The organism is Rhodococcus sp. IEGM1428, from assembly GCF_050321865.1.
In the GTDB taxonomy this organism is placed as follows: domain Bacteria; phylum Actinomycetota; class Actinomycetes; order Mycobacteriales; family Mycobacteriaceae; genus Rhodococcoides.
The window spans coordinates 890742-916319 of sequence record NZ_JBNQFW010000001.1; the positions used below are offsets into that span (position 1 = coordinate 890742).

Consider the following 25578-nt stretch of genomic DNA (forward strand, 5'->3'; position numbering starts at 1 on the left):
AGGTGCTGTCAGCAGTCCAATTGCGTTGCGAGAGAATCGACCGAGTCGACGCTATGAGTCCAGTCGCCATCCGCAACGAGATCGGTGGACTGATCCGGACCGTGTTCGAGCGGACGGGCGACGAACGCCGTGGCGAAGCCACAGTCGGCAGCTGCGGCGAGATCGCTGTTGTGCGCTGCAACCATCATGCATTCGCTCGGCTCGAGTCCGAGAATGTCCGCGGTACGCAGATAGGCGTCCGGGGTGGGCTTGTACGCCCGTACCGGTTCTGCGCCGAGGATGGCATCCCACGGCAGTCCGGCGTTCTTGGCCATGTCGAGCAGTAGTGAGATATTCCCGTTCGAGAGCGGGGCGATGATGAACTCGGTGCGAAGCCGGGTGAGTCCGGGGATCGAATCCGGCCAGGGATCCAATCGGTGCCACGCCTGATTCAACGCGGCAATGCGATCCTCGGCCAGCCGAACGTCGAACTCCGACAGGACGACTCGGAGCGATTCCAGATGCAGTACATCGAGCCGGGTGAAGGGCCTGCGACCGGACCGTACCTCTTCCATCGCGGGCTGGTACATGCTGCGCCAGCGGTCGGCGAAGGAATAGCTGTCGACATTCGGCCCGCACTGAGTTCGGACGTCGCGAGCGATGCTGGTACGCCAGTCGACGACGGTGCCGAACACATCGAACAGGAGAGCCTTCAACGCTCCCTCTTCTTCTTTTTCTTCGGGCTCTTCGAGTGTCCGCCTGCGGACAGCAGTGCACCGGCGAGCGGGATCAGGAGGAAGAAGAGCCACTTGCTTTCGAAATCGGTGAGGAAGAACAACGCCAACGAACCGAAGATGACCACCGGCATGACCACTGCACGCCAATCGAGGCCGCCGCCGGTCTCGGTCGGAGCAGGCGACTGCCCAGGCCGAGCAGGCGTGTGCGACGGCGTCGACGCGGCGGGGAGGTCGACGAATACCGTGTCGAGCTCCCCGCGCGTCGTGGCGGACGCGATAGTGGCGCTGCGCTCGTCGAACTCGGGGACGGTGAGGCGACCCTCGCTGAAGTGCAGGCTCAGCGCGTCGAGCGCCTTTTCCCGATCAGCAGTACCGATACGAATTTCCGGAAGCTCGGACATCGCTACAGGGTAACGCTATCCAAGGCCTGGATATGAGCCGAACTTCGCATCGCTACCGATATGTCGTTATTTGATTTCTGTGAGGACGGTGCCTTGGGTGATGGCGTCGCCTGCGGTGACGCTCAGGCCGGTGATGGTGCCGCCTTTGTGGGCGGTGACGGGGTTTTCCATTTTCATCGCTTCCAGGACGGCGATGAGGTCCCCGGCGTCGACGGTTTGGCCTTCGGTGACGGCGACCTTGACCACGGTGCCCTGCATCGGTGCGGTCACCGAGTCACCGGACGCTGCTCCCGCGCCGGCTCCACCGCGAGTACGGGCTTTCGGCTTACGCCGCACCGCTCCGGCAGGCCCACCTCCGTTGCTGCCGAGGGACAGTTCCCCGGGCAGTGAGACCTCGACGCGGCGGCCACCGACCTCGACGACGACGGACTGCCGCGGCAGGACCTCGTCGCCGTCGATGGGTTGCCCGGCGGTGAACGGGGGAACCTGGTTGTCCCATTCGGTTTCGATCCACCGGGTGTGCACCGAGAAGGAGTCCCCGTCGCCGACGAACGCCGGATCGGAGACCACCGCGGCATGGAACGGGATCACTGTCGCCAGGCCTTCGACGGTGAATTCGGCCAACGCCCGACGCGAACGCGCGAGCGCTTCCTCGCGGGTGGCTCCGGTGACGATGAGTTTGGCGAGCATCGAATCGAACTGGCCACCGATCACCGAGCCGGATTCGACACCGGAGTCGACGCGGACACCGGGGCCGGAGGGGGCGGTGAAGGTGGTGACCGGTCCGGGTGCGGGCAGGAACCCACGGCCGGCGTCTTCGCCGTTGATCCGGAACTCGAACGAATGCCCCCGCGGTTCGGGATCGTCGGTGATGGTCAGTTCTTCACCGTTGGCGATGCGGAACTGTTGCAACACCAAGTCGATGCCGGAGGTTTCCTCGGTGACGGGATGCTCGACCTGCAGGCGGGTGTTGACTTCCAGGAAGGAGACGAGTCCGTCCTGGCCGACGAGGTATTCGACGGTTCCGGCGCCGTAGTAGCCGGCTTCGAGGCAGATGGCTTTGGCGGAAGAGTGGATTTCTTTGCGTTGGGCGTCGGTGAGGAACGGGGCGGGGGCTTCTTCGACGAGTTTCTGGAAGCGGCGTTGCAGGGAGCAGTCGCGGGTGCCGGCGACGATGACGTTGCCGTGCTGGTCGGCGATGACCTGCGCTTCGACGTGGCGGGGTTTGTCGAGGTAGCGTTCGACGAAGCATTCCCCGCGCCCGAACGCGGCGACGGCTTCGCGGGTGGCGGAGTCGAACAGTTCGGGGATTTCCTCGCGGGTGCGGGCCACTTTCATGCCGCGGCCGCCGCCACCGAACGCGGCTTTGATCGCGATCGGGAGGCCGTGTTCGTCGACGAACGCCAAAATTTCGTGGGCGTCTTTCACCGGCTCGGACGTGCCCGGGACCGACGGGGCTTTGGCGCGGGCGGCGATGTGGCGGGCGGTGACCTTGTCGCCGAGGTCGCGGATGGACTGCGGGGACGGTCCGATCCAGATCAGGCCTGCATCGATGACCGCTTGGGCGAAGTCGGCGTTCTCGGAGAGGAATCCGTAGCCGGGGTGGATGGCGTCGGCGCCGGACTTGGCGGCGGCATCCAAAATTTTGTCGATCACCAAATAGGATTCGGCCGAGGACTGCCCACCGAGGGCGAATGCTTCGTCGGCGAGGCGGACGAACGGGGCATCGGCGTCGGGTTCGGCGTAGACAGCGACACTGGCCAACCCGGCATCAGCAGCCGCCCGGATCACCCGCACCGCGATCTCACCACGATTGGCAACAAGAACCTTGGTGATCTGAGCACTGGCATGGCTGGGCACTGAGCCTCCTACGGATGTATTTTTTTCGTTGCGAACGTCACGTCGGAGTCTAAGCACCGGCCCCGTCGTCGCTGCAATCGGACTGCACCGCCACGCCGAGTGGACAGGGGGCTACTGACTGGTAGCGATCCGGCCGCTGTCGATGTTGCCGTCGTGGAACGGCTCGGGGGCGGTGCCGGGGATTCGGGCGGTACCGGTGTCCGCAACTTCGGTCAGCAGCCTGCGCAGTGCGCCGACGTACTCGTGAACCCGTGCCGTCGCCTGTTCGGTGTTGGGGTACCGAGCGGCGATATTGATCCCCTGCGGGGTGCGGTTGATCCACACGTACACGTCGTGTTGGTACTGCTTGCTGCGCAGCGCACGGGCATTCCAGTCCGGCCAGTGCTCAGCGGCAGGCGCAAACCGCACGTCCATGAACGAGACGACGAAACGTGGGCGGGCGGAGTATCCGAGAGTGGTGAACACCCGATCGAGAGGAACGCGGGCGATCGGTTTGGTCTTCTTCACCTCCGCCGAGGCGGCTGCGATCACCGAACCGAACGAATCGTCACCGTCGATGTCGAAGGAGATGGGGCACAGTCCGACGAACCATCCCAGCGCGGATGCCCACTGAGGTTCGTCGCGGGTGTGCACCGGAGTGACCGTGCGGAAGCGAGTACCGCCGCCCAGCTCGGCACCGGTGATGGCCAGGACCGCGAGCAGTCCGGCGAACAGGCTGTGTCCTGTCTTACGGCAGGCCGTCGAGAACGAGTCGGCCTGCTCGGCGTCGAGCACCCACGCCGACAGACCGCCTTGCGGCACGTCCTCCGGGCTCGGATCGCCGATGTCGAGCGGAAACGCAGGTAATTCGCCATCGCCGTCGACCAGGAACTCGCGCCACATTCTCACCGCGTCGTGAGAATGCTCGAGTTCGGCGTGACGCTCGCGTTCGGAGGAACCGAAATCGAGGTAACTGCCGGCCTCGAACAGAGCGGCAGCCGGGCCACCCAGTGCCTCTCCGTACAGGGCAGCGATCTCGTGCGCGACCAGGACCGTGGACAGACCGTCGATGATCGAATGATCGGCCGCGAAGAACACGGTGATCGGACGATTGTCGTCGAGTGGTTCGAGAGTGACGAAGGCGTATGCGGGCCAGATCAGCGGTGAGGTGAATTCGTCGAACAGATATTGCAGGTGCTCGAAGACCTCACTCGACTGGCTGCACCGCTCCTGCTCCACCTGCCAGATGTCGATGGCTCCCTCGGCGGCGGTCACCCGCGACATCTCGCCCGTCGTCTCGTCGATCGACGCACTCGACCGCATGGCTTCGTGCCGGTCGATCCAGTTGAGAACCGCTTGTCGGAATGCCGGCTTGTTCAGTGGGCCTGCGACCTCGAAGGCCGCACCGAGCCACGATTCTCTTCCGCGACGGGGGCTGCTCAGACTCGTACGAAGGTGCGCCTCGTGAACGTAGGACGTCGGTCGAGTGTCCGGACGCCACCCTGCGGCCTCAGGAGTGCGGGCCTGCGGGCCGACGCTGGGTATCCACTCGGTGAGCGTGCCTGCGGGAACCGCGTAGTCCGCTAACTCCGTGAACTCCATGTCGGCAGCAACCAGCCTTCGTTCGACCACATCGGGGGTGAGGGTGAATAGAGCATCGACGCTCGTACGGCGAGTCTACCGATCACGTGATGTATCGATCAAGACGACAGCGGCGTGCGCAGTCAGCGCAGGTGCCGCTTGATTCGAGCCAACATCGCCGACATCCCGCGCAGGCGCAACGGGCTGACCGCGTCACTCAGGCCGAGAGCCGAGTAGAAGTCGTCCGGTACATCGAGAATCTGCTGCGCGCTGAGACCGTCGAGTCCCTGAGCGAGGATCGAGGCGAAGCCGCGGGTGGTCGGGGCTTCGGGCGGGGCGCTGAAGTACAGACGAATCCGGGACGGGTCGCCGGCATCGACCGACAGGAACAGCGGCGACTGGCACTCCGGCACCGGCTCCATCGCGTCCTGAGCCAGGTGCTCCGGCAGGGGAGGAAGTTCTCGACTGAACTCCAGCAGCAGCTGTAGTTTGTCCTGTCCCTCCACTGCGGCGAAGTCCTCGACTATCTCGGCGAGTGATTCCGGAAGCGTGCTCATCGAGTGGCCGGTGCCGATCCGGGCTCCTCGCCCTTGGCGATCGGAACTCGAACGGCGTTGCCCCATTCGGTCCACGAGCCGTCGTAGTTGCGGACCGAGTCGTAACCCAGCAGATGGGTCAGAACGAACCAGGTGTGGCTCGACCTCTCACCGATGCGGCAGTACGCGATCACGTCGTCGGTTGCGGAGGTACCGGCGTAGATCTCGTCCAATTCCTTGCGGGAGCGGAAGCGTCCATCCGGTGCGGCCGCCTTGGCCCAGGGAATGCTGACGGCGGTGGGAATGTGACCACCGCGCAGGGCACCTTCTTCCGGGTAATCGGGCATGTGGGTGCGTTCTCCGGTGTACTCGGCGGGGGAGCGCACGTCGATCAGCGGCACGGTACCGAGTGAGCCGAGCACGTCGGACGCGAACGCGCGAATGGGCGCGTCGTTGCGTTCGATCACGGGGTAGTCCGTTGCCGGGTACTCGGGCACGTCCAGAGTGGTGTCACGGTTTTCGGACAGCCAGGCGTCGCGCCCACCGTCGAGCAGACGCACGTCCTGATGACCGAACAGCGTGAACACCCACAGCGCGTAGGCAGCCCACCAGTTGCTCTTGTCGCCGTAGACGACGATGGTGTCGTCTCGCGAAATGCCCTTGCGGCTCATCAGTTTCGCGAACTGCTCGCCATCGATGTAGTCGCGGGTGACCGGGTCGTTGAGGTCCAGATGCCAGTCGATCTTGACCGCACCGGGGATGTGGCCGACGTCGTAGAGCAACACGTCCTCGTCGGATTCGACGACGCGAAGGCCCGGGGTGCCGAGATGAGCGGAGAGCCATTCGTTCGATACGAGTCGATCCGGATGCGCATAGTCGGCGTACGTTGCGTTGGAATCGGTTGGTACAGGCACGTATCGGCTCCTACGGAAGATATTCGTCTGGCGGCCCGCCCGGGGGTGAGCGGTCTGCACGGTCGATCCTATGCGGTATCGCCGCCGAGAGGTGCCAGTGGAGCCTGCGGATCGGCGTGCGGTCAGGTCGTCAGCGCACCGATGTCTGCGTTCGCCGTGGACGCACGCATCAGAGTGACGAGTTCGTCGACGAACGCGGTCATCACCGCGCGCGCCACCGCGGTATCGGGGAAGCGCGATCGCAATGCCAGGCCCGATCGGGTGCGGGAGATCCAGAACTGGGCATCGTCGGACACGGTCGCGTTGCTGATGTGATGTGCATTGGACTCGTCGAACCGTTCGTGTCCCTCGGCTTTGGTGTAGTCGATGTACGACACCATGAACACGTCCTGTCGCGTCAGAGTGAATGCGTCCCCGAGGTTGGCCAGAACCTGCGGGATCGGAACGGTACTGAGCGGGAGAGCCGAGCGAAACGCACTGTGAGCGGCGCGGATCGTGTCGAGCAGGTCGGCTCGGACGGGCACGGTCATCGGGGCGTTGGTGGTGAACCACCCGAGTGCACGTGAGAACTGCGGACGGTGTCGGGTGTGCAGGGGGAACAGGAAGGGCACCTGATCCGGCCCACCGTTGCAGGCAACTGCCTGCGCGATCGCCGCGACGACTCCGGCGAACATTCCGGCACCGGATCGGGCGCAGAGGTGCTCGAAGTCGAGAGTCTGCGAGGCGTCGAGCAGCGTGTTCACCGTCGTGGCCTGCACGGCTGTTTCACCCTCTGCCACTCCGAGATCGAACGGGAACCTCGGCGTGGTTCCGCCGCACTCGAGGAGAAAGTTCGACCACGCCGCCATGCGTTCGTCCGCGGGGTTCACGAGTGGCTCGGTGGCTTCGATGCGGCAGTACTCGACGAAACCACCGACGGGAGGTAGATCGACCTTCGGGTTCGAGGGGCAGCGGCGGTAGGCGTCGTACAGGGCGTGGATCTCGTCGACGACGACCGCTATCGACATGGCGTCCACGTTGACGTGGTCGAATGCGCACAACACCGTGGAGGTGTCGGGTCGATCGATTCCGAAACAGGTGTACGACGGGAATCGCCTTGCATCGCAGTGCAGTTCGAGTGAGGTCCGGAGGTGGTCTCGCAGCGTGGGTGTCGAGTGGAAGGCAGATCGGGCGGTGTGTTCCATCTCGATCGCACCCGGCCCGTAGAGCATCCGTTCGATACCTGTTGTCGTGGAAACGAAGGAGCTGCGCAGCGTGTCGTGTCGGTCGATCAGGTACCCGAAGGCCCACCCGAGTGCCTCGACATCGAGGCTGCCCGGCACGTCGAACGCTCCGGCGATCCACACGCGTTCGGCCTCGCCGAGGTCGCCCAGGTGAAACCGCTGGTTGAACGACGGCGGAATCGACGACGGCTCCGGATCGCCGATGACGTGTGCAGAGAATTCGACCAGGGCACCTGCCCGAGGGGCGTACTCAGTGATCGAGGTGACCTGCACCGGCCGGCTCCTGAACGAGATGGTCGAGCGAGAGCGTGTAATCACCTTCGCGTGCAATGGTTTCGAGCACGTTCGCCAAATGCGAGTGATAACGCTGTACCGATGCGGCAGCGGTATCGGTATCGGGGGTCTGCGCTACCAGGTACAGGTGCTCTTTGTCCCGGTTGATCCACATCGATGCGTTCGATGTGGAGCCTTCTCCGGTGAAATGCTTCGCTCGCGTGTCCGCGTCCCGTCCGACTCCAGGAAACCAGCGAAAGTCGATGTAGGAGAGCATGTTCGGGCTGACGGCGAGCTCGCTGCCCAAGGTCCCGTCTGCGGCGAGTGCACCCAGTACGGCGTGCACGGGTGCCTCCGCGATCTGCTTGGCCTGCTCGAAACCCGAGTGAGCCAGTGGCGCGACATCGGAGAATTTTCCGTTGCCCGCCACCTCGAACGCGACCGGCGCGAAATTGACGAACCAACCCTGAGACTGTCCGTAGTCGCCGTGGTGGCGGGTACTCAGCACAGTGATCCCGAAATACTCTGCAGTGCCTGCCAGCTCGAAATCGGTGATCGCGACGGCGGCGAATATGCCGCTGCTCATCCGGGCCCCAGCGGACTTGCATGCGGCGTCGAACGCCGCCGTCGCGCCTGCGTCCAACAGATGGCGTTCGACGATACGGACCGGGGCTCGTTCCCCTGGCGCGAGTCCCAGATCGAGTGGGAATCGTGGCATCAAGCCGTCGTGCCGGGTGAAAATATCTCGCCAGGCGGAGATTTCGGGGGAGTCCGGCCCGTATGTTGCGGCTCGCGCTCGCTCCTCTGCGGCGTAGGCGAGGTGGCTGCCTGCGTCTGCCGGCTTCGGTGCCGGGTCGCCGATCTCGAGCGCGTACAGATCGGCGAGTTCGCTGATGACCAACGCCTGCGAACCGCCATCGGTGAACGCGTGGTCCGCGCCGTAGTACAACGTGAAGCTCCCCGGCCTCGACACGACGCCGAGGACGAATCCGGGCCAGACATCTGCAGTTGCCTCGGCCCCGAAGCGCTGTCGCACATAGCGTTGGAACTCATCGTCGTCCGTCGACTCGCCGGCGTCCAGGACCTCGAATTCGGCGACCTCGGGTTCCGCGAGGTGGCGTACGACACCGGTGCTCTCCACCTCGAACCAGCAGCGGAGGCCCTCGTGCCGCAGAACGTAGGTCGCAAGGGCTCGGCTCATCGCGGCGGTGTCCACGTCGCCGTCGATCTCGGTGGCCACCCCGGTGTACGCGGTATGAACATCATTGCGCTGCCGCGCTGCCCATGCCGCCTTCAGATGGTCTTCCTGCAGGAACGAGGGCGGAGTCGCATCGACCGGTGCCGTTGCGGCTCTCGCCTGGGCAGCCGGTGTCGGATGCCACTCGAGCAGACGGCCCGGTGCAGGATTCCAGCTGCCCATGGCGGTGATGATCATCGTTGCTTCGTCCTTTGCGATACGAGCCGCGGGCCGGTCGAGTGTCTCACTCCGCGGCGACGGTCACCGACTGCGAGACCGACGTGAGCACCGTATCGGTACCGGCGTCGGAATCGATCACCGCAGTCAATACCGCCACGAACTCGGTGATGAAGCGATGAACATTGGTGGACGCAACATCCGAGCTGGGGAACCGCGCCGAGATGTTCAGTCCTTCGAGCGTCCGGTTGACCCAGAAGTAGACCTCGTCGTCCGCGTGGCAGTTGCTCCGCAAGGCGCGACCCTTGCGAGCCTGCCACTGGGCAGCGTCCGGAAGAAACCTCAGGTCGATGTACGAGACGACGAATCGGGGGATCTCCGTCGACTCGAGAATCTGGGCGATCTTGGAGTAAGGCATGCGTGCGAGCCCCTTGTTCGCCGAGCCCGCCGCCGCCGCGGCCTCGAGCGCCTCGCCGAAGGTGCGCGCGCTGTCGAGTTGGATCTCCATCGGCAGGATCCCGACGTACCAGCCGACCGACGCCGCCCATTTCTGCTCGTCTCGCGTGTGCATCGGCATCACGGTGCGCAGCGACGTGCGGCCGGACAGGCGCGCGTTCGTCAACGCCAGGGCCGCGAGGATCCCGGCCTGCATGTTGTACCCGGCGGCGCGGCACGCGGCATTCACGGCGTCCGACTGATCCGCGGTCAGCAGCCACGAAGAGATGCTGCTCTGAGCGGCAGGACCGTCGGTCGTGGACGCCCGTTCGACCGCCACGGGAAGTGGGAAGCCTGGAAAGCGTCCGTTTTCCACGGCCAGGAAGTCCTGCCACGTGCGGACGGCACTGTGGTCCCTGGTCAGGCTGTCGCCCAGCTCGCGCTCGGACTGACTGAAGTCCACATAACTGCCCACCTCGGGCAGTTCCGGATCGGTGCCCTCCAGCGCTTGCGCGTACAGCCGGTCGATCTCGTTGATGGCGTAGATCTGGCTGTAGGCATCCATCACCGAGTGGTCGGCAGCAAATGCGAGCAGGAACGACTCCCCGGGCCCGTTCGAGAGAGCACGCGAGGCATCGTCGGGTTCGATCGTCGCCAGTACGAAGTGCGGCCATGCCGTCGGCGATACCGTCTCGCCGAACCAGGAGTGCAGATGGCTGAAGACCTGTGTTTCGGTTCGTGGCTCGGTGTGCGCTCGATCGATGACCCGCACAGCATCCGTCGGCGCGGTGTAGCGCTGCCACGATCCGGACTCCTCGTCACGACTGACCTTGGTCCGGAAGGCCTCGTGTCGTCCCATGTACGCAACGATGGTCGCTCGCACTGCCTCGACGTCGTAGCGGCGATGAATCTCGAACACGGTCCCGATCCACGATCCCGGTGCGCTGCGCTCGCAATGGTCCTGATGAGTGAACGACAGCCCACGGGAATCCGGTGCCCACCGGTCGTCGTCGACGCGTGGGACCCACTCGGTCAGTCGTCCGGCGGGAAGCGGGTAGTCGGCGAGTTCGGTGTATTCCATGTGAGTCCTCTTCCATTCCGGGCCCGGCCAGCGGTGTTCGGCGTCAGTTCGGTATCAGCAAGGCTTCGATTACGGTCGAGCCGAGTATGTAAAGCAAGGTGTCGTGTGACCGTGTATTCGACTCGTCGTTTATCGGATTGCTGCTTTCCGCATTGAAAGAACAACGTCATTGCTGTCGATCCGAAGTGAGTCAAGAAGTCACGATAGGGGCTACGTGGAACTATTTCGCGACGCGTAGAAGTAATACTTCTCACTACCGAAGCTCTTGACCGCCGGTCGTCGCTCACCTGCGGTGGTTGTACTCGGTTGTCGTATCGTACGACCAATTCACTGTATTTGCACTTCGCAATGATGACGAGTCACAATAACCGCCCGATCGGTATTGATTTCCGGGTGACACGCGACCCGCGCCACCTCAGAGCGCGAACATGGCGTGAGACACAGCGCGGCGGTTGTCGACGCATCCATTGCCGAATGCGAATGCATTTCGCGGGCGAATTCACACCGCTACTTCGATGCGTGGATGTAGTAGGTTCGGCGCGTGACTCGAATTGGATTTGCCGATCACCTATTCTTGCGAATGCACCACGGCATCGGATATCCCGTCTATAACCAGTTTCTTTGGTGGTTCGACGAATCGGTCCGGCGGGAAGACCTGGAAAAACTACGCGACAACCTGTCCGACGGTTTGCTTGCGCGTCGCGTGTGTGCGCCTTCGGTGCCCACTGCTCGTGAACGTTGGGTGAACTCCTCTGTTTCTCACGCACTCGATTTTCATCCCGAGTCCATCGAGTCGACGGAGGTGCTGGCTTGGGCAGACGGCCGCCTCGGTTCGGATATCGACCCCGAGACAGGCCTCGGCTGGCGGCTGGCGGCTGCCCCGCTTGCGAAGGGTGGGACGGTTCTGTCGTTGACTGCTTCGCACATGGTCGCCGACGGCGGTGCATTGGTCGCCGCGTTCCGGTCTGCGAATTCCCGTTCCGCGAACGTCCGGGCCGAGCACCCGCAGCTGGCTCCACCCGAGCGCGGACTGGCAGCGATCGGCGCGGACGTGAAGGACGCGGTGGAGCAACTTCGGTCCGCCGCCGGCTGGCTTATGAACTCCGCGGTGTCAGCCCTACCGATCCCCACCCGATCCGTTCCGGCACCGGCATCCCCCCGGGTGAGCCCAAGGCGCTCCGAGGTTGCGACCGAGCCGGCCGCGGACTCGGCGTGGACATCGCCTCACGTGGTTGCCGAGGTGGACGCCGCGACGTGGAATGCGGTGGCAAAAAGATGGGGCGGCACGTCGAACTCGCTGTTCATCGCGGTTCTGACGGCCGCGTCCGGGAACGCCGGACGCGCCTCGGTCGGAGACACCGTGCAGTGGTCGTTGCCCGTCAGCGATCGCGCCGCCGACGATATCCGTTCCAACGCAACCAAGATCGTCAAGATCGAGGTCCCTGTCACCGACGCCACCGCTCTCGACCTGTCGCGCATCCGGTCGATCAGCAAAGCGGCGTTCACCGCGTTCGCCGCGACGCAGGCGGCCGGTCACGCTCCTGCCGGAATCTCGCAGGCTCTCGTTCAGATGCTGCCCGACGCCGTGGTTGCGCGCGTTCCGCAGCCTCGGGACGGTGCCGAAGGGTTGGCGTCCAACCTGGGTGTGTTGCCCGACGACTTCAGCACGGTGGCAGGTGTTCGTGCTCGTGCGGTGTCCGGCAGAGCGACTTTCTTCGGTGCCGACGCGGAGTTCGCTCGATCGCTGGACGGTGGACTCACGGCATGGGTGTGCGAGACGGACGCCACCGTCACCCTGACCGTTCACGCCATGGACCCTGATCGATTCCCCGATGACCGAGCGCTGAGTGACCACGTGGCCGCTGCGTTGACTCGATGGGGATTGTCCGCGCACTTCTGGTGAGTGCGTCAGTGATCGCGCGCAGTGGCCTCGGCGATGTCGGCCGCGGCCGCCACGGCTGCTTCGGTCGGTGCCACGGTATCTGCGAGCTCCCGTGCCGCACTTCTGGCCGCATCGGTGGTGATGTCGGTAATTCCTTGTAGCAGAACGGGTTCGGACAACGTCGAGAACTTCGTACTGGCCCCGGCCCCGATTCGGCGAAGCGCAGCTCCCCAGAACGGCTGGTCGGCGCTGAACCAGCACACGAGGGTCGGCAGGCCTGCGCGCGCGCTCGCGGCCGTCGTGCCTGCGCCACCATGGTGAACGGCTGCACGACACCGCGGAAACACGCTCGCGTGATCGACCGATTCGACGATCATGATGTTCGGATTCGCCTGAGCTGCAATCGATTCGGCACCGGTGAGATCGCTCCAGCCGGCACAGATCAAGGCCCGGAGACCTAGCTGTCCCGTCACATTGTCGATCATGCGCAACAGCGCTGCGGGGTCGGGAACCGGCATGCTGCCGAATCCGAAGTACACCGGTGGGGGACCCGCTTGCAGCCATCGGTCGAGTGCGGGATCGGTCTCCTGCCGCCCGGTGCTCAGCCCGAGAAATCCGACGAACGGACGCAGCGGCCCCCACTGCTCGGCCAGTCCGGGAAAGAGTGCCGACTCGTAGGCCTGAATCTCGACGCCGCCGTACCGCTCGGATCGTCTGGGTAACGAATCGCGGGTGGTTGCCAATCCCAGGTTTCTTCTCTGGGTGTTCTCGCGAGTCTTCATTGACTTCCACCGCAGCGCCTCGGCCAGCGCCCACATCGATCGGTTGACCGTGGACGGCAGGGTGACCCCCGGAACAACCGGCACCACTCCGTTTCGTCGGAGCGGGCAATAATGCAGAGCCACAAAGGCATTGCCGGTCGCCTCTGCCATGTTGAACGCCATTTCCTGCCCCAGCGAGCCGGTGACGATCGCGTCGCTGCCCTCCGCCATCTGCGCGAGCTCGGCCGTCATCTGGTCCCAACCGTGATTGGCCAACTCCGCCAGTGCGGTCATTCGGGTCCGCGGGTTCGCCGACTTGATCCGCACCCGAACGAGCTCCGACTCCAACAGTCGATGGGTGTCCGGGCCGAACGAGACCACGTGCACACGTTCGGACCCAGCCGTGTTCGAGCGCGCGAAGTCCAGCAGATTGGGGGGTGCGCCGAGCACCACATCGTGCCCGCGATGCGCAAGTTCCACACCGAGCGCCACGCCGGGTGTCACGTCACCGCGGCTCCCGTTGAAGGGCATCACGAACTTCATACGGTCCTTCGCAGCACGTCGACTTCGGATCGAAGACAACCTATCAGTACCGTCTGCCTCGATTGGATACGGAAAACATATGGCGGGAAACACAATTGCGGCCCACCTGCGTGCGTACGCCCACAGCGATAGGCTTTCGTGGTGGAACGACTGACGTACGACGACGACCTCTTCCTCCGCATGGAATGCGTTCTCGGGGTACCCGTGGTCAATCAGATCGTCTGGCGATTCGACCGCCCGGTCTCGGTCGACGCACTCGAAGCGATGTGGCACCTGCTCGCCGCAGGCCCTATCGATCGATCCGTTCGGCGGGCACGAGTCCCCGGAGCGCGTGACAGTTGGACAGCGGCCCGCAGACCCGCCGATCCCATCGTCGTCGCAGCACCGATCGACCGCGCGGGAGTCGACCGATGGATCGAGGACGAGGCCGCCGTGAGGTTGGACCCGATCGAGGGACCGGCGTGGCGGTTGTCCGCCACAGCGGTCGAAGGTGGCGGCACGATCGTGTCGTTGGTGGGCTCCCACGTCGTCGGCGACGGAGGTGCTCTGACCTCCGCCGCCGCGTCCGCGCTGGCCGGACGCGCGGTTCCCGACGATTTCGAGCGAGTCGGACTCGACGATTCCGACTCCGTGCCGGCTCGCTCCGGTGCCGACTTCGTAGACGGTGTCGGACGGATCGGTGCGGCGCTCTCGGGTGCGGCACGAGCTCTCGGCGGTGCCGCGGTCGAGGCGGCGCGAGCACGGACCACGGGCTCCGGCTCGGTATCGACCGACTCTGCCTCCACGGACCGCCCGCGCGTCATGGTGGCACCTGCGGAGGGCGCGTGGGTGCCGAGCACCGTCGTAGTCGACTGCATGTCCGCGGACTGGTCTGCCGCCGCAGCGAGCAAAGGTGGCAGCTCCAACAGTCTGCTGGTTGCTGTCGTACTCGGCATCTTGACCCGCAGTGGACGAATCACCACGGAGGAGCGGGTTCGCGTCGCTCTCCCGGTCAGCACCAGGAGGGCGGGAGACAGGCGAGCCAACGCCACATCCGGCGTCTCGATCCACGTCGACGCGGGAGGGACGTACCGCGACGATCTCGGGCCGATTCGCGCATCGAGCAAACAGGCATTCCGGGCCCAGGCCGACCGAACTGTCACGACGACCTTCGAGCTGCTCAAGCCCCTGATGCAACTGCTGCCCGACGCGGTCGTGGCCAAACTTGCCGCGTCGGGATCGGCACCGCTGTGTCTGTGCTCGAATCTCGGCAGCAGAGGCGTCGCGCTGCGCACCATCGGGGGTGTCGACGCCACCGCGGTGGCGATGAGGTCGATCACACAGAACACGGATGTGGCGCTGCTCCGGCGCACCGGAGGCGGCGTCAGCGCATGGTGGAACGAATCGGGCGACCGCGCGACTCTGTGCGTGACCGGGCTCGATCCGGACAGTTTCCCCAGCAAGGAACACCTGCGTGGGTTCGTCGAGGCGGAATACGACAGTTGGGGTCTGACGCCCGAATTCTGGTGACCTCGAGACACATCACAAATGTGGGGGCACACGAATGTCGACCGGATCCCCGATGCCGCTATGCTTGCCGACTGTTCGAGTGTTCGAGCAGGTGTGAGAAAGGGGAGCGATCCATGGCAGTGGTCGTGTTGTTCGGGTCCGAGACCGGTACGGCCGAGGAGGTCGCCGACAAGATTGCGGACGTTCTGAGCGATCATGACGCCGAGGTACGCGACATGCTCGAGTACGAGGTGTCGGACATCGACACGGACGACGTCCACGTGATCATCTGCTCCACCTACGGCGACGGCGAGCTCCCCACCGGTGCAGAGCCCTTCTTCGATGCACTCGTCGAAGATGCCCCCGACCTCGCGGGGCTTCAGTTCGCAGTATTCGGACTGGGTGACCGGGTCTACGAGGACACGTTCAACCGCGGCGGCGAAATCATTGCCGAGAAGCTCACCGAACTCGGTGGAAAGCAGATCGGCAGCCACGCTCGGCACGACAGCTCGTCCAACATCAAGCCCAAGACCATGGCCGAGGAGTGGGCTCGCGAACTGATCGACCTGCTGCCCTGATACCGACACGGCTAGGACGAGGCTCGACCCCAGAGCTCGGCCAAGGACGTGCCCACCCGGTTCAACAGGGTTCGCACCAGCGGTAGGCCTATGCCGATCACGGAGGACGGGTCGCCCTCGATGCGGTCCACGAACCAACCGCCGAGCCCGTCCAGCGTGAAGGCCCCGGCAACCAGAAGCGGCTCACCGGAGGCGAGGTAGGCCTCGAGGTCCACCGACGACGGCGTCGCGAAATGCACGACTGTCGAACTGTGCGCCGCAGCCTGGGCCACGACGACGCCGGCCGTCACTCGAAGCACTGCATGGCCGGTCAGCAGCTCGCCGCTGTTTCCCGCCATCGACTGCCATCGTTCCCGCGCCACCTCCACCGAGTGCGGCTTACCGTGTAGCTCGCCGCCGATCGACAGCATCGAATCGCAGCCCACGATCACCAGATCGTCTGTCGAGTCCGTGAGTGTCTCGGCTACTGCTGCCGCCTTGGCTCTGGCCAACTCGGTCACCACTGTCTCCGGAGACGCAGAGGGCCCGAGGGCCTCGGCGAGCGCATCCTCGTCCACACCCGATACCTGGACGATCGGTTCGACGCCGGCTCCGCGCAGCACCGACAAACGGGCCGGTGAGGCGGACGCCAGAACCAACCGGACCGGGCCCGGCACGTTCTCCTCGGGCGGCACCGTCACCGTTGGTGACGGCCCGACGCGGCGTACGAGTACGCCGACTGTGCCGCGAAGCGGCGATGCAACAGCTCCGGCGAACCCCACAGCTCCGCAGGCACGGAGCTGCCCACCGATGCAGGTCCACCCTGAGCAGCTTTCAGAACTGCCACCAGCGCGGCGAGTTCCTCATCGCTCGGATTGCCCTTCACCACGCGAACTTCCGGAGACGTGGCGGAGGCATCCTCCACCACTACGACCTCGCCGCTCGCTGCGTCATGATTCGCGTTCATAGTGGGATGTTTCCGTGCTTCTTCGGTGGGAGGGTGACTTGTTTGCGTTCGAGCAGACGCAGCGCGGTCACGATCTGACCGCGGGTATGACTCGGGGAGATGACGGCATCGAGGTACCCGCGTTCGGCAGCGACGTACGGGTTGACCAACGTGTCCTCGTATTCCTGCTGCAACGTCAGCCGCAACGCATCGACGTCCTCACCGTTCTTCGCCGCCTCCAACAACTGCTTGCGATACACGAACCCGACCGCACCCGAGGCCCCCATCACCGCGATCTGCGCCGTCGGCCACGCCAAATTGACGTCGGCACCCATGTGCTTGGACCCCATCACGTCGTACGCCCCGCCGTACGCCTTGCGGGTGATGACGGTGATCTTCCCGACCGTCGCCTCCCCATAGGCATACAACAATTTCGCGCCCCGCCGAATGATGCCGTTGTACTCCTGCCCCGTCCCGGGCAGGAACCCCGGCACATCGACCAACGTGATGATCGGAACGTTGAAACAATCACACGTGCGCACGAACCGCGCCGCCTTCTCCGAGGCATCGATATCGAGCGTTCCCGCGAACTGCGTCGGCTGATTGGCCACGATCCCCACCGACCGGCCGTCGATCCGCCCGAACCCGACGATGATGTTGCGGGCCCGCCCCTCCTGCACTTCGAGGAACTCGTCGTCGTCGAGGATCCGGGTGATCACCTCGTGCATGTCGTAGGGGGTGTTCGGTGAATCCGGGATCAGGGTGTCGAGCTCGAGATCCTCCGCCGTCAGCGAGTCCTCGATCGCCCCGGTGATCGGATCCGACGGCACCGTCCGCGGGGCATCGGCACGATTGTTCGACGGCAGATACGACAGCAGATCACGCACGTAATCCAATGCGTCGTGCTCACCGGAGGCGACGTAATGCGCGACCCCGGATTTCTCCATGTGTGTCTTCGCGCCACCGAGCTCTTCCATCGTCACGTTCTCACCGGTGACGGTTTTGATGACATCGGGGCCGGTGACGAACATCTGACTGGTGCCGTCGACCATGACCACGAAATCGGTCAACGCCGGGGAGTAGACGTGCCCACCGGCGGCGGGGCCCATGATCAGCGAGATCTGCGGGATCACCCCCGACGCGCGGACGTTGCGGTGAAAGATCTCCCCGTACAACCCGAGAGAGACGACACCTTCCTGGATGCGGGCACCGGCACCTTCGTTGATCCCCACCAACGGCCGTCCGGTCTTGACCGCCAGGTCCATCACCTTGACGATCTTCTCGCCGTAGATTTCCCCCAACGAGCCACCGAAAACGGTCGCGTCCTGGGAGAACACACACACATCACGGCCGTCGACGGTGCCGTAGCCGGTGACGACACCGTCACCGAGGGGCCGGTTGTCACCCAACCCGAAATTCTGGGACCGGTGCCGCGCCAACGCATCGAGCTCGACGAACGAGCCCTCGTCGAGCAACGCCGTGATCCGCTCGCGTGCGGTCAACTTGCCCTTCGCGTGGACCCGCTCCACCGCCGCCTCACCCGAGGGATGCTCCGCACCCGCGAGACGTTTACGAAGATCGGCCAATTTACCCGCAGTGGTATGGATATCGGGTGTTTCGGCCGACCCGGGTGCAGTGGAATCCTGGACGCTGGTCATGGGGCAACACTTTAACTGCGAGTGTGATCTGCGACCCGACCGAGGGTGGTTCGCGGAGGGCGTACGTCGTTGCCGAGCCCATATGCTGGTGCTCATGTGGACAAACCTCGATCGCCCACCGCTCGACGTCCGCGCACTTCGGCGGGCATTGGTGGACGGACCGCAGGCGTCGTGGTCCCGTCTGGACGTGGTTGCCGAAACCGGTTCGACCAATGCCGATCTGGTGGCAGGGGCAGTGAACTATGCCGACCGGACCGCGCTGATCGCCGAGCATCAGGACAACGGTCGCGGTCGGCACTCGAGATCGTTTTCCGGCGCGCCCCGGTCGCAGATCCTCTTGTCGATGCTGCTGAAGTTCCCTGGGATCGATCCAGCGGTACTCGGATGGCTGCCGTTGATGACGGGAATCGCTCTGGTCGACGCGTTACGGACCGTCGGCGAAGTCGATGCGCGACTGAAGTGGCCCAACGACGTCCTCATCCGAGGCAAGAAGGTCTCGGGCATCCTTGCTGAGGTTGCTGCGCACGGACCGTCCCCGACGGTGGTCATCGGGCTGGGGGTCAACGTGTCGATGACCGCGGACGAGTTGCCGGTGCCGACGGCCACGTCGCTCGCTCTCGAGAAGGCAGCGGTTCTCGATCGCGACACGTTGGTGCGCTCGATTCTGCGGGGGGTGGCCGCAGAGGTGGACTCGTGGCGTGACTCGAACTGGAGTACCGACGTGCTCGCGCACCGGTACCGGGATCGGTGCGGAACGATCGGGCAACGCGTTCGCGTCGACCTTCCCGGCGGCGAGGAGAAGTTCGGCACTGCCGTCGACGTCGACGAGCACGGCAGAATGGTGATCGAGATGGAGCACCCCGATTCCGGTCGGCTGGCGGTCGCGGCCGGTGACGTCACTCATCTCCGGCCCGTCTCGTGAGACCATCTCACGCAGGAGCGGAGCCTGCGGAGCGCCCGCTTTTTCATGGGTGCCGTAGCGAGTAGTCAGGAGTGCACGTGGGGTATCCACAAGACGCGTTGGCCGACGAGGAGGAGCTACTGCTCCATCATCACCCGCACTGGAAGATGCTGATACTTCCGTCGATCACGTTCGTGCTCGTCACCGGCGTCGCGGGTGTAGCCCTCGGCGTCGCGAGTGCGCGGCTGCAGTCGACCGCCTCACACGTCGCCATGATCGCTGCGGCGGTGGTGTGGGCGGCGATCGTGGGGTGGCGTTGTCTGGTTCCGCTGATCAGTTGGAAGTGCACGCACTTCATCGTCACCGACCGGCGTGTGTTGATTCGCCAGGGCGTGCTGACCCACTCCGGCATCGATATTCCGATGAGTCGAATCAGCAACGTGCAGTTTCGCCACGGCCTGCTCGATCGGATGCTGGGCACCGGAACACTGATCATCGCCTCGGCGTCGGACGATCCACTCGAGTTCGACGACATTCCGCACGTCCAGCGTGTCCATTCCCTGCTCTACCAGCAGGTTTTCGATTCGATGGAATACCGCCGCGAGTCCGTGCACGGTCGAGAGGCCGCGTTCGAGCCGATGGCCGACGATTCGCCCGTCGAGTCCAAGCCCGGATGGCGCGCTGCGAAACGCAGGTAACACAGGCTGTTCTCACTTTCGAACCGTAGGGTGACCGATGTGACCGACGTGCTGCTTGCCGAAGACGACGAAGCTATCGCTGCGCCCCTGTCCCGCGCTCTCGGGCGTGAGGGGTACACGGTGACCGTCGAACAGACCGGCCCTGCCACCCTCCAACGCGCCTTGGATGGAAAATTCGATCTGCTGATCCTCGACCTGGGGCTGCCGGGTATGGACGGACTCGAGGTGTGCCGGCAGGTGCGGGCCAACCGATCCGAGCTGGCCGTCCTCATGCTGACTGCGCGAACCGACGAGGTCGATTTTGTTGTCGGCCTCGATGCCGGCGCAGACGACTACGTCGGCAAGCCCTTCCGGCTCGCCGAGCTCATGGCCCGTGTCCGCGCCCTGCTCCGCCGCCGCGGGGCGGGGGAGGACTCCCCGATCGAGGTCGGAGCCATTCGTCTCGAACCAGCGGCCCGTCGCGTCCTCGTCGGTGGCACCGAGATCTCGTTGGCGAACAAGGAGTACGAGCTGCTGAAGGTCTTGCTCGATCACGCGGGCCAAGTGGTCTCCCGTGATGTGATTCTGCGCGAGGTCTGGGGCGATGCCGAGCTGCGCGGATCGAAGACTCTCGACATGCACATGTCCTGGCTGCGTCGCAAGATCGGCGACGAGGGACCCGTTGCCGAGCGTCGGATCGCGACGGTGCGCGGCGTCGGATTCCGCATCAACAGCGACTAGTCGTCGATGCGGCGTCGAATTCTGGTCTCGATTCTCGCTGTCGTCGTCATGACGGCACTGTTGCTCGGTTTGCCTCTGATGTACACGGCGTGGCTGTGGGTCGAGGACTTCACCCGCAACGACCTGCAAGCCCGTCTCGACCGGATGGCGGCGGAGATCATTTCGCAGGAGGGGTCGGCGGGGCTGATCGAAGGCCAACTCGACATCGGTTCGCTTCGATTGGCGATTCCCCAGGGGGGACGGTTGGTGGTCATCTACCCGACCCCCGAGGATGCCGCGTCGCGGGCGGACATCGGCCAGGCGTTCGTGGATCGGCCCCTCGTCGAGTCGTTGTCGATGGGTACCTCGGGTTCACTGCGACTCGAAGTGCCGTCCGATGACATGCGGTCCCTCCAACGCCAGGCGCTCGGAGCGGTGACTCTTGTGGTACTCGCATCCGCGATGGCAGGCACGGTCGTCGCTGTTCTGACGGCCAAGCGCTTGGCCGATCCGCTGCAGGACGTGGCCCGGCGCGCTGCCCGACTTGCCGAGGGCGACTTTCGGCCGGACCCACGACGGCACGGGATCGCCGAGCTCGACCGGGTCTCGGAAGTACTCGACTCGGCCACCGTCGAGATCGCCGGCCGTCTGCAGCGTGAACACACGCTGGTCGCCGATGTCTCTCACCAGCTCCGCAGCCGCCTGACGGCGGTCCGGCTACGGCTGGACGAAATTTCCACGCACCCGGATCCGGCGGTGGTGGACGAGGCAAACGAAGCGATGGACCAGGTCGACCGGTTGACGCTTGCCATCGACGAGCTCGTCCGGTCCTCCCGCAGCGACGGTGCGGCCGGCGCTCACGAAGTGTCGGTCATCGAGGAACTGACCGGCACCGTCGTCGAATGGCAGCGCAATTTCGAGGACGCAGGCCGCAGCCTGGAGCTCAAGGGCGACATGGACCTCAAGGCGTCGGTGACGGGATCGCGACTGCGCGAGGCGGTGTCGGTATTGGTCGACAATTCCCTGGTGCACGGCGACGGTACCTGCACAGTCGCCGTCAGGGCGGTCTCGGCGGTCGAGAGCACCGATCGACGGCGGGAACGACTGGTCTGCGTGGAGGTATCCGACGAGGGGCCGGGGGTGAGCAACGAACTTGCGCCACACATCTTCGATCGCGGATTCTCCGGTGCCGGATCCACCGGTGTCGGGCTGGCGCTGGCTCGGGCTCTGATCGAAGCGGACGGCGGCAGGCTGGAATTGCAACGTCGCCGACCTGCATTGTTCTCGGTGTTCATACCTGCGTGGCGTGAACCTTCGCCTGCGGTGTCGCGGCGTGAGCCGCGTTGAGAACGGTCAGGGCTTGTCGAGTGCGTCTGCAGCGTCGGTAGGGTCCTCGTTGCGCTCGGCATCGATCTCGAGAATCGTGCGCGCATTGTCCTCGGGAAATGCGAAACGCCTGAGCGCCCAGAACCGGAACGCCATCTGGAGAAGATTGCCGATGATGTAGTTCAGGACGAAGTCGATGATGACGACCATCGTCAGCGACTCGCTGGTGTCCCGGATGTCGAAGATGTTGTTCGCGATCCACAGGGGACCGGCAGCAATGAGCACTCCGATTCCACTGATGCCGAAGAAGAGCAGGGCCTCGTGGTGTCTCTCGCGTCCGCCGCGGTGTTTGAAGGCCCATTCGCGATTGAGAAAGTAGCTCAGCAGGGTGGCGAGCACGCCCGAGATGATCTTGGCGATCACCGGCTTCTGCTCGAGCACCGTCAAGCTCAGCGAATAGAAGATCACGAGGTCGAAGACCATCGTTGTGCCACCCACGATGGCGAACTTGATCAGCTCGCTGTGCCGAATCGCAAGATCCCTGATGGGCTTGGGTAAGCGTCGAAGCACGCTGTCGATCGTCGGCACAACGGTGAAGTCTACGAAACGAACAACCGATCCGACGAACCGACGCTCTGATCATCAGGGTTTCCACAGGTGCTCGCTGGGCCGGCAGTGACGTGTGCGGCTGCCGGTTCGGACCGAAGGCGCAGGACATGACACCATGGTGAGCCGTGACAGGTACCGAACCGCGCCCCACAGCTGCGCGCCCGTCGTCGACCGGAATGCCCGTGGTCACGATGATCGGCGGCGGTCAGCTCGCCCGAATGACCCACCAATCCGCCATCGAGCTCGGGCAGACGCTCCGGGTTCTGGCCGCGGGCTCGGACGAGCCGGCAGCCCAGGTGAGCCCCGACGTCGTCTTCGGTCACCACGACGACCTGGAGGCGCTGCGCACTGCCGCCACCGGTTCCAACGCGCTCACGTTCGACCACGAGCACGTGCCGACCGAGCATCTCGAGACTCTGGTCGCCGAAGGTGTCAACGTGCAACCGCCACCGAGCGCGTTGATCTTCGCGCAGGACAAACTGCGGATGCGGCGCAAGCTGGCAGAACTGGGCGCGCCCGGCCCCGCCTACGCGGAGGTCGCGTGGGCGCAGGACGCCATCGCATTCGGAGACGAGCACGGGTGGCCGGTGGTACTCAAGGCCGTGCGCGGCGGATACGACGGGCGCGGTGTCTGGATGCCCGCGGATGCCGAGGAAGCAGAGGCGATCGTCACGGCTCAACTCGACCTGGGTGTACCGCTCATGGTGGAGGAGAAGGTCGCCATGCGCCGCGAGTTGTCGGCCATGGTCGCACGATCGCCGTTCGGTCAGGGTGCGGCGTGGCCCGTCGTGCAGACCGTGCAGCGCAACGGCCAGTGCGCCGTCGTGCTGGCACCTGCTCCCGATCTCGATGAGGACGTGGCCACTTTCGCGGGCCGGCTCGCACTCGACATCGCAGGCGCGCTCGGTGTCGTAGGGGATCTTGCGGTCGAGCTGTTCGAGACCACCTCGGGCAAGCTGCTGGTGAACGAGCTGGCGATGAGGCCACACAACTCCGGACACTGGACCATGGACGGGTGCCGCACCTCGCAGTTCGAGCAGCATCTGCGTGCGGTGTTGGACTATCCACTCGGAGACACCGACCCGCTTGCTCCACTCACCGTGATGGCCAACATTCTCGGCGCGCCGGAGGCACCGGAGATGACGATGGACGAGCGGCTGCATCATCTGTTCGCCCGCATGCCCGATGCGAAGGTGCACCTGTACGGAAAAGGTGAGCGCAAGGACCGCAAGATCGGCCACGTGAACATCCTGGGTTCGTCGTCCGGTTCCCTCGCCGATCCTGCCTACGTGGCCTCGGTGCGCGAGCGAGCCGAACGTGCAGCGCACTGGATGTCGCACGCCGAATGGACCGACGGATGGGATCCGCACAATGACTGACAACACTACTGATCCCGGCCCCGCAGTGGGCCTGATCATGGGCAGCGATTCCGACTGGCCGACGATGGAAGCTGCTGCAGAAGCATTGGCGGAGTTCGGCATTCGGTTCGAGGTGGGTGTCGTCTCGGCCCATCGAACCCCGCAGCGGATGCTGGACTATGCCCGCGAGGCCGCAGGTCGAGGCATCAAGGTGATCATCGCCGGTGCCGGTGGAGCGGCGCACCTGCCCGGCATGGTGGCATCGGCGACGCCATTGCCGGTCATCGGTGTGCCGGTACCGCTGAAGTATCTCGACGGTATGGATTCGCTGCTCTCGATAGTTCAGATGCCCGCGGGCGTTCCCGTGGCCACGGTGTCCATCGGCGGTGCCCGCAATGCGGGGCTGCTTGCGGTCCGGATTCTGGGTGCGTCCGATCCCGCGCTTCGAGAACGAATGGCTGCGTTCCAGGCGTCACTCGAGGCCATGGTGTTGGAAAAGGACAAAGCTCTGCGCACCACGTTGTTGGGGTGAGGACGGCTGTGTCTCGGCAGGAGCAGATTCGGCGAGCCGGCCGGGGTCGGTGGCAGTCCATACTGGTGACGCGGCTGGCGTTGGTCTACGCGCGTGTGTGGCGCGGAACCGCGCACTTCGACGACGAGTTCTCGATCTTCGTGTGCACCGGTCTACGAGGCGGATTCGGCCGCGGCGGAACGACGTTCGGTGGTGCCTACCTGACGAAGGGAAACACTGCTCGTCGGGTACTGCGACACGAAGCCGTGCACGCGGATCAGTGGGCGCATTTCGGGTTGACGTTCCCGTTTCGATACCTCGCCGAGGAGATACGGCATCGTGGGCCTGCGAACGAATACGAAATCCAGGCGGGTCTCGCAGACGGCGGCTATCGACAGCCTGGATGAGTGCTGCGCTCGCGCGGTGGGCCCCGAGGTTCAGGTCAGGGTGGCGGTGACCTTCTCGGTCTCGGTACGTCGCTCGGACTTAGCCTCGTCCGCATTGGTCACCTGAACCAGCGAGGCTCCTGCGACGAGCACCGACAGCAAGCCCTCGATGATCTCGTCGGGGGTGTTCCAGGTTGCCGTCGACAGCACGCGATCGGCGGCTGTCCACGAACGAGTCTCGGCGCCGGCACGGGCGGCAGCGAGCACCTCGTCCACCGAACGACCGTCCAGAGCCGGTGTTCCGGTTGCGCCTCCCGAGGTCCGGAACTGATCGCCGTGCACCCGCACCGAGGTTGCGTAATCGGTCATTCCGATCGGCAGGTCGGGGACAGCCTTACCGAACGCGTCGAGTGAGAAGGCCAACACCTCGTCGACATCCGGTGCCTCGGCAAGGCGGTCTGCCGACACCATGGCCACGTCGGCAGAGTCGTCGGCACCCAGGACCACCTCGCCGCCCGCCCACCAAGCACCCAGCAGTACCGCGGCCGTCTGCCAGTGTGCGGGCAACAGCACGCTGACCTTGCCGCCGGCCTCGAATGCGAACTCGTCGCGTAACAGGTTGGCGGTCTTCGCGGCCCAATTCGCGAGTGTCACTGCCGACACCTCCACCCGCTCGCCGGTCGCATCGTCGTAGAACGTGATGCGCGGACCGGCCGGGTCAGCGGCAAGAATCGGGTCGAGCAGGGTCTGAGTCAGATTCGAGGCCACACCACGCACCCTAGATGACGACTCGGCACGCCTGTTCACACGCTGCGTTCCACGCGCTGCGAGCAGCACCGTCG

At 64.8% G+C, this 25578-nt stretch carries 25 protein-coding genes; 10 read left to right on the forward strand and 15 right to left on the reverse strand.

Going from position 1 to position 25578, the window contains the following annotated elements; translation table 11 throughout:
- Positions 1 to 8: 8 nt before the first annotated feature.
- The 9 genes from ACQR3T_RS04115 to ACQR3T_RS04155 all read right to left on the reverse strand — a co-directional run bounded on the left by ACQR3T_RS04115 (position 9) and on the right by ACQR3T_RS04155 (position 10413).
- A complete protein-coding gene (locus ACQR3T_RS04115) occupies positions 9 to 695 on the reverse strand; it encodes a haloacid dehalogenase type II (protein WP_428692612.1) in 687 nt (228 codons plus the stop codon).
- Entirely contained in the window at positions 692 to 1117 is a 426-nt protein-coding gene (locus tag ACQR3T_RS04120) for a DUF1707 SHOCT-like domain-containing protein (protein ID WP_032376872.1), read from the reverse strand. The genes ACQR3T_RS04115 and ACQR3T_RS04120 overlap by 4 nt, the downstream gene beginning before the upstream one ends.
- Before the next feature lie 66 nt (positions 1118 to 1183).
- Entirely contained in the window at positions 1184 to 2977 is a 1794-nt protein-coding gene (locus ACQR3T_RS04125; protein WP_428692613.1) for an acetyl/propionyl/methylcrotonyl-CoA carboxylase subunit alpha, read from the reverse strand.
- A gap of 111 nt (positions 2978 to 3088) precedes the next feature.
- Entirely contained in the window at positions 3089 to 4558 is a 1470-nt protein-coding gene (locus ACQR3T_RS04130) for a condensation domain-containing protein (RefSeq protein WP_428693047.1), read from the reverse strand.
- Positions 4559 to 4680: 122 nt separating this feature from the next.
- Positions 4681 to 5094 carry a SufE family protein gene (locus ACQR3T_RS04135; protein WP_428692614.1) on the reverse strand — a complete coding sequence of 138 codons (414 nt, stop codon included), beginning with the start codon at positions 5092 to 5094 and terminating at the stop codon, positions 4681 to 4683.
- Complete coding sequence (locus ACQR3T_RS04140) at positions 5091 to 5987, reverse strand: sulfurtransferase (protein WP_032404103.1); 897 nt, start codon at positions 5985 to 5987, stop codon at positions 5091 to 5093. Before ACQR3T_RS04140 ends, ACQR3T_RS04135 begins: the two co-directional genes overlap by 4 nt.
- A gap of 122 nt (positions 5988 to 6109) precedes the next feature.
- Positions 6110 to 7483: a condensation domain-containing protein gene (locus ACQR3T_RS04145; protein WP_428692615.1), complete on the reverse strand. Its 1374-nt coding sequence runs from the start codon at positions 7481 to 7483 to the stop codon at positions 6110 to 6112.
- Positions 7461 to 8918 carry a condensation domain-containing protein gene (locus tag ACQR3T_RS04150; protein ID WP_428692616.1) on the reverse strand — a complete coding sequence of 486 codons (1458 nt, stop codon included), beginning with the start codon at positions 8916 to 8918 and terminating at the stop codon, positions 7461 to 7463. Before ACQR3T_RS04150 ends, ACQR3T_RS04145 begins: the two co-directional genes overlap by 23 nt.
- A gap of 46 nt (positions 8919 to 8964) precedes the next feature.
- Entirely contained in the window at positions 8965 to 10413 is a 1449-nt protein-coding gene (locus tag ACQR3T_RS04155) for a condensation domain-containing protein (RefSeq protein WP_032404105.1), read from the reverse strand.
- Positions 10414 to 11155: 742 nt separating this feature from the next.
- Here ACQR3T_RS04155 and ACQR3T_RS04160 point away from each other — a divergent pair.
- Positions 11156 to 12316: a hypothetical protein gene (locus ACQR3T_RS04160; RefSeq protein WP_141215932.1), complete on the forward strand. Its 1161-nt coding sequence runs from the start codon at positions 11156 to 11158 to the stop codon at positions 12314 to 12316.
- A 5-nt stretch (positions 12317 to 12321) separates the two neighbouring features.
- On the opposite strand, the gene ACQR3T_RS04165 is transcribed toward ACQR3T_RS04160, so the two are convergent.
- Positions 12322 to 13599: a glycosyltransferase gene (locus ACQR3T_RS04165; protein ID WP_428692617.1), complete on the reverse strand. Its 1278-nt coding sequence runs from the start codon at positions 13597 to 13599 to the stop codon at positions 12322 to 12324.
- A gap of 141 nt (positions 13600 to 13740) precedes the next feature.
- On the opposite strand from ACQR3T_RS04165, the gene ACQR3T_RS04170 reads away from it, so the two are divergent.
- Together ACQR3T_RS04170 and ACQR3T_RS04175 are read left to right on the forward strand one after the other, a co-directional pair.
- Positions 13741 to 15108 (forward strand): hypothetical protein, encoded by a 1368-nt coding sequence (locus ACQR3T_RS04170; protein ID WP_428692618.1) that lies wholly within the window; start codon positions 13741 to 13743, stop codon positions 15106 to 15108.
- 113 nt (positions 15109 to 15221) lie between these two features.
- A complete protein-coding gene (locus tag ACQR3T_RS04175; RefSeq protein WP_032376881.1) occupies positions 15222 to 15665 on the forward strand; it encodes a flavodoxin domain-containing protein in 444 nt (147 codons plus the stop codon).
- 11 nt (positions 15666 to 15676) lie between these two features.
- On the opposite strand, the gene ACQR3T_RS04180 is transcribed toward ACQR3T_RS04175, so the two are convergent.
- Genes ACQR3T_RS04180 through ACQR3T_RS04190 form a run of 3 tightly spaced genes read right to left on the reverse strand, consistent with a single transcriptional unit; the run spans position 15677 to position 18248 of the window.
- On the reverse strand, positions 15677 to 16321 hold the full coding sequence (locus tag ACQR3T_RS04180; RefSeq protein ID WP_242458996.1) for a Maf family protein: 645 nt from the start codon (positions 16319 to 16321) through the stop codon (positions 15677 to 15679).
- Between the two features lie 20 nt (positions 16322 to 16341).
- A complete protein-coding gene (locus ACQR3T_RS04185; RefSeq protein WP_428692619.1) occupies positions 16342 to 16611 on the reverse strand; it encodes an acyl-CoA carboxylase epsilon subunit in 270 nt (89 codons plus the stop codon).
- Positions 16608 to 18248, reverse strand: a complete 1641-nt coding sequence (locus ACQR3T_RS04190) for an acyl-CoA carboxylase subunit beta (RefSeq protein ID WP_428692620.1) — start codon at positions 18246 to 18248, stop codon at positions 16608 to 16610. Before ACQR3T_RS04190 ends, ACQR3T_RS04185 begins: the two co-directional genes overlap by 4 nt.
- Before the next feature lie 94 nt (positions 18249 to 18342).
- Here ACQR3T_RS04190 and ACQR3T_RS04195 point away from each other — a divergent pair, with 94 nt between their 5' ends.
- The 4 genes from ACQR3T_RS04195 to ACQR3T_RS04210 all read left to right on the forward strand — a co-directional run bounded on the left by ACQR3T_RS04195 (position 18343) and on the right by ACQR3T_RS04210 (position 21893).
- Positions 18343 to 19170 (forward strand): biotin--[acetyl-CoA-carboxylase] ligase, encoded by an 828-nt coding sequence (locus ACQR3T_RS04195; RefSeq protein WP_428692621.1) that lies wholly within the window; start codon positions 18343 to 18345, stop codon positions 19168 to 19170.
- Positions 19171 to 19247: 77 nt separating this feature from the next.
- Positions 19248 to 19847 (forward strand): PH domain-containing protein, encoded by a 600-nt coding sequence (locus ACQR3T_RS04200; RefSeq protein ID WP_428692622.1) that lies wholly within the window; start codon positions 19248 to 19250, stop codon positions 19845 to 19847.
- Positions 19848 to 19886: 39 nt separating this feature from the next.
- Positions 19887 to 20567 carry a response regulator transcription factor gene (locus ACQR3T_RS04205; RefSeq protein WP_032378125.1) on the forward strand — a complete coding sequence of 227 codons (681 nt, stop codon included), beginning with the start codon at positions 19887 to 19889 and terminating at the stop codon, positions 20565 to 20567.
- A gap of 6 nt (positions 20568 to 20573) precedes the next feature.
- Positions 20574 to 21893 carry a sensor histidine kinase gene (locus ACQR3T_RS04210; RefSeq protein WP_032376883.1) on the forward strand — a complete coding sequence of 440 codons (1320 nt, stop codon included), beginning with the start codon at positions 20574 to 20576 and terminating at the stop codon, positions 21891 to 21893.
- A 6-nt stretch (positions 21894 to 21899) separates the two neighbouring features.
- On the opposite strand, the gene ACQR3T_RS04215 is transcribed toward ACQR3T_RS04210, so the two are convergent.
- Positions 21900 to 22460 (reverse strand): GtrA family protein, encoded by a 561-nt coding sequence (locus ACQR3T_RS04215; RefSeq protein ID WP_032376884.1) that lies wholly within the window; start codon positions 22458 to 22460, stop codon positions 21900 to 21902.
- 197 nt (positions 22461 to 22657) lie between these two features.
- Between ACQR3T_RS04215 and ACQR3T_RS04220 the strand changes: the two genes are divergently transcribed.
- From ACQR3T_RS04220 to ACQR3T_RS04230, 3 genes are read left to right on the forward strand one after another with little or no spacing between them, the layout of a single operon-like run.
- Positions 22658 to 23860: a 5-(carboxyamino)imidazole ribonucleotide synthase gene (locus tag ACQR3T_RS04220; RefSeq protein WP_371829166.1), complete on the forward strand. Its 1203-nt coding sequence runs from the start codon at positions 22658 to 22660 to the stop codon at positions 23858 to 23860.
- Positions 23853 to 24371 (forward strand): 5-(carboxyamino)imidazole ribonucleotide mutase, encoded by a 519-nt coding sequence (purE, locus tag ACQR3T_RS04225; protein ID WP_037174195.1) that lies wholly within the window; start codon positions 23853 to 23855, stop codon positions 24369 to 24371. The genes ACQR3T_RS04220 and purE overlap by 8 nt, the downstream gene beginning before the upstream one ends.
- Positions 24372 to 24379: 8 nt before the next feature.
- Entirely contained in the window at positions 24380 to 24757 is a 378-nt protein-coding gene (locus tag ACQR3T_RS04230; protein ID WP_242458995.1) for a hypothetical protein, read from the forward strand.
- Positions 24758 to 24787: 30 nt separating this feature from the next.
- Here ACQR3T_RS04230 and ACQR3T_RS04235 read toward each other — a convergent pair whose 3' ends face one another.
- Complete coding sequence (locus ACQR3T_RS04235; protein ID WP_428693048.1) at positions 24788 to 25513, reverse strand: TIGR03089 family protein; 726 nt, start codon at positions 25511 to 25513, stop codon at positions 24788 to 24790.
- Positions 25514 to 25578: the final 65 nt, after the last annotated feature.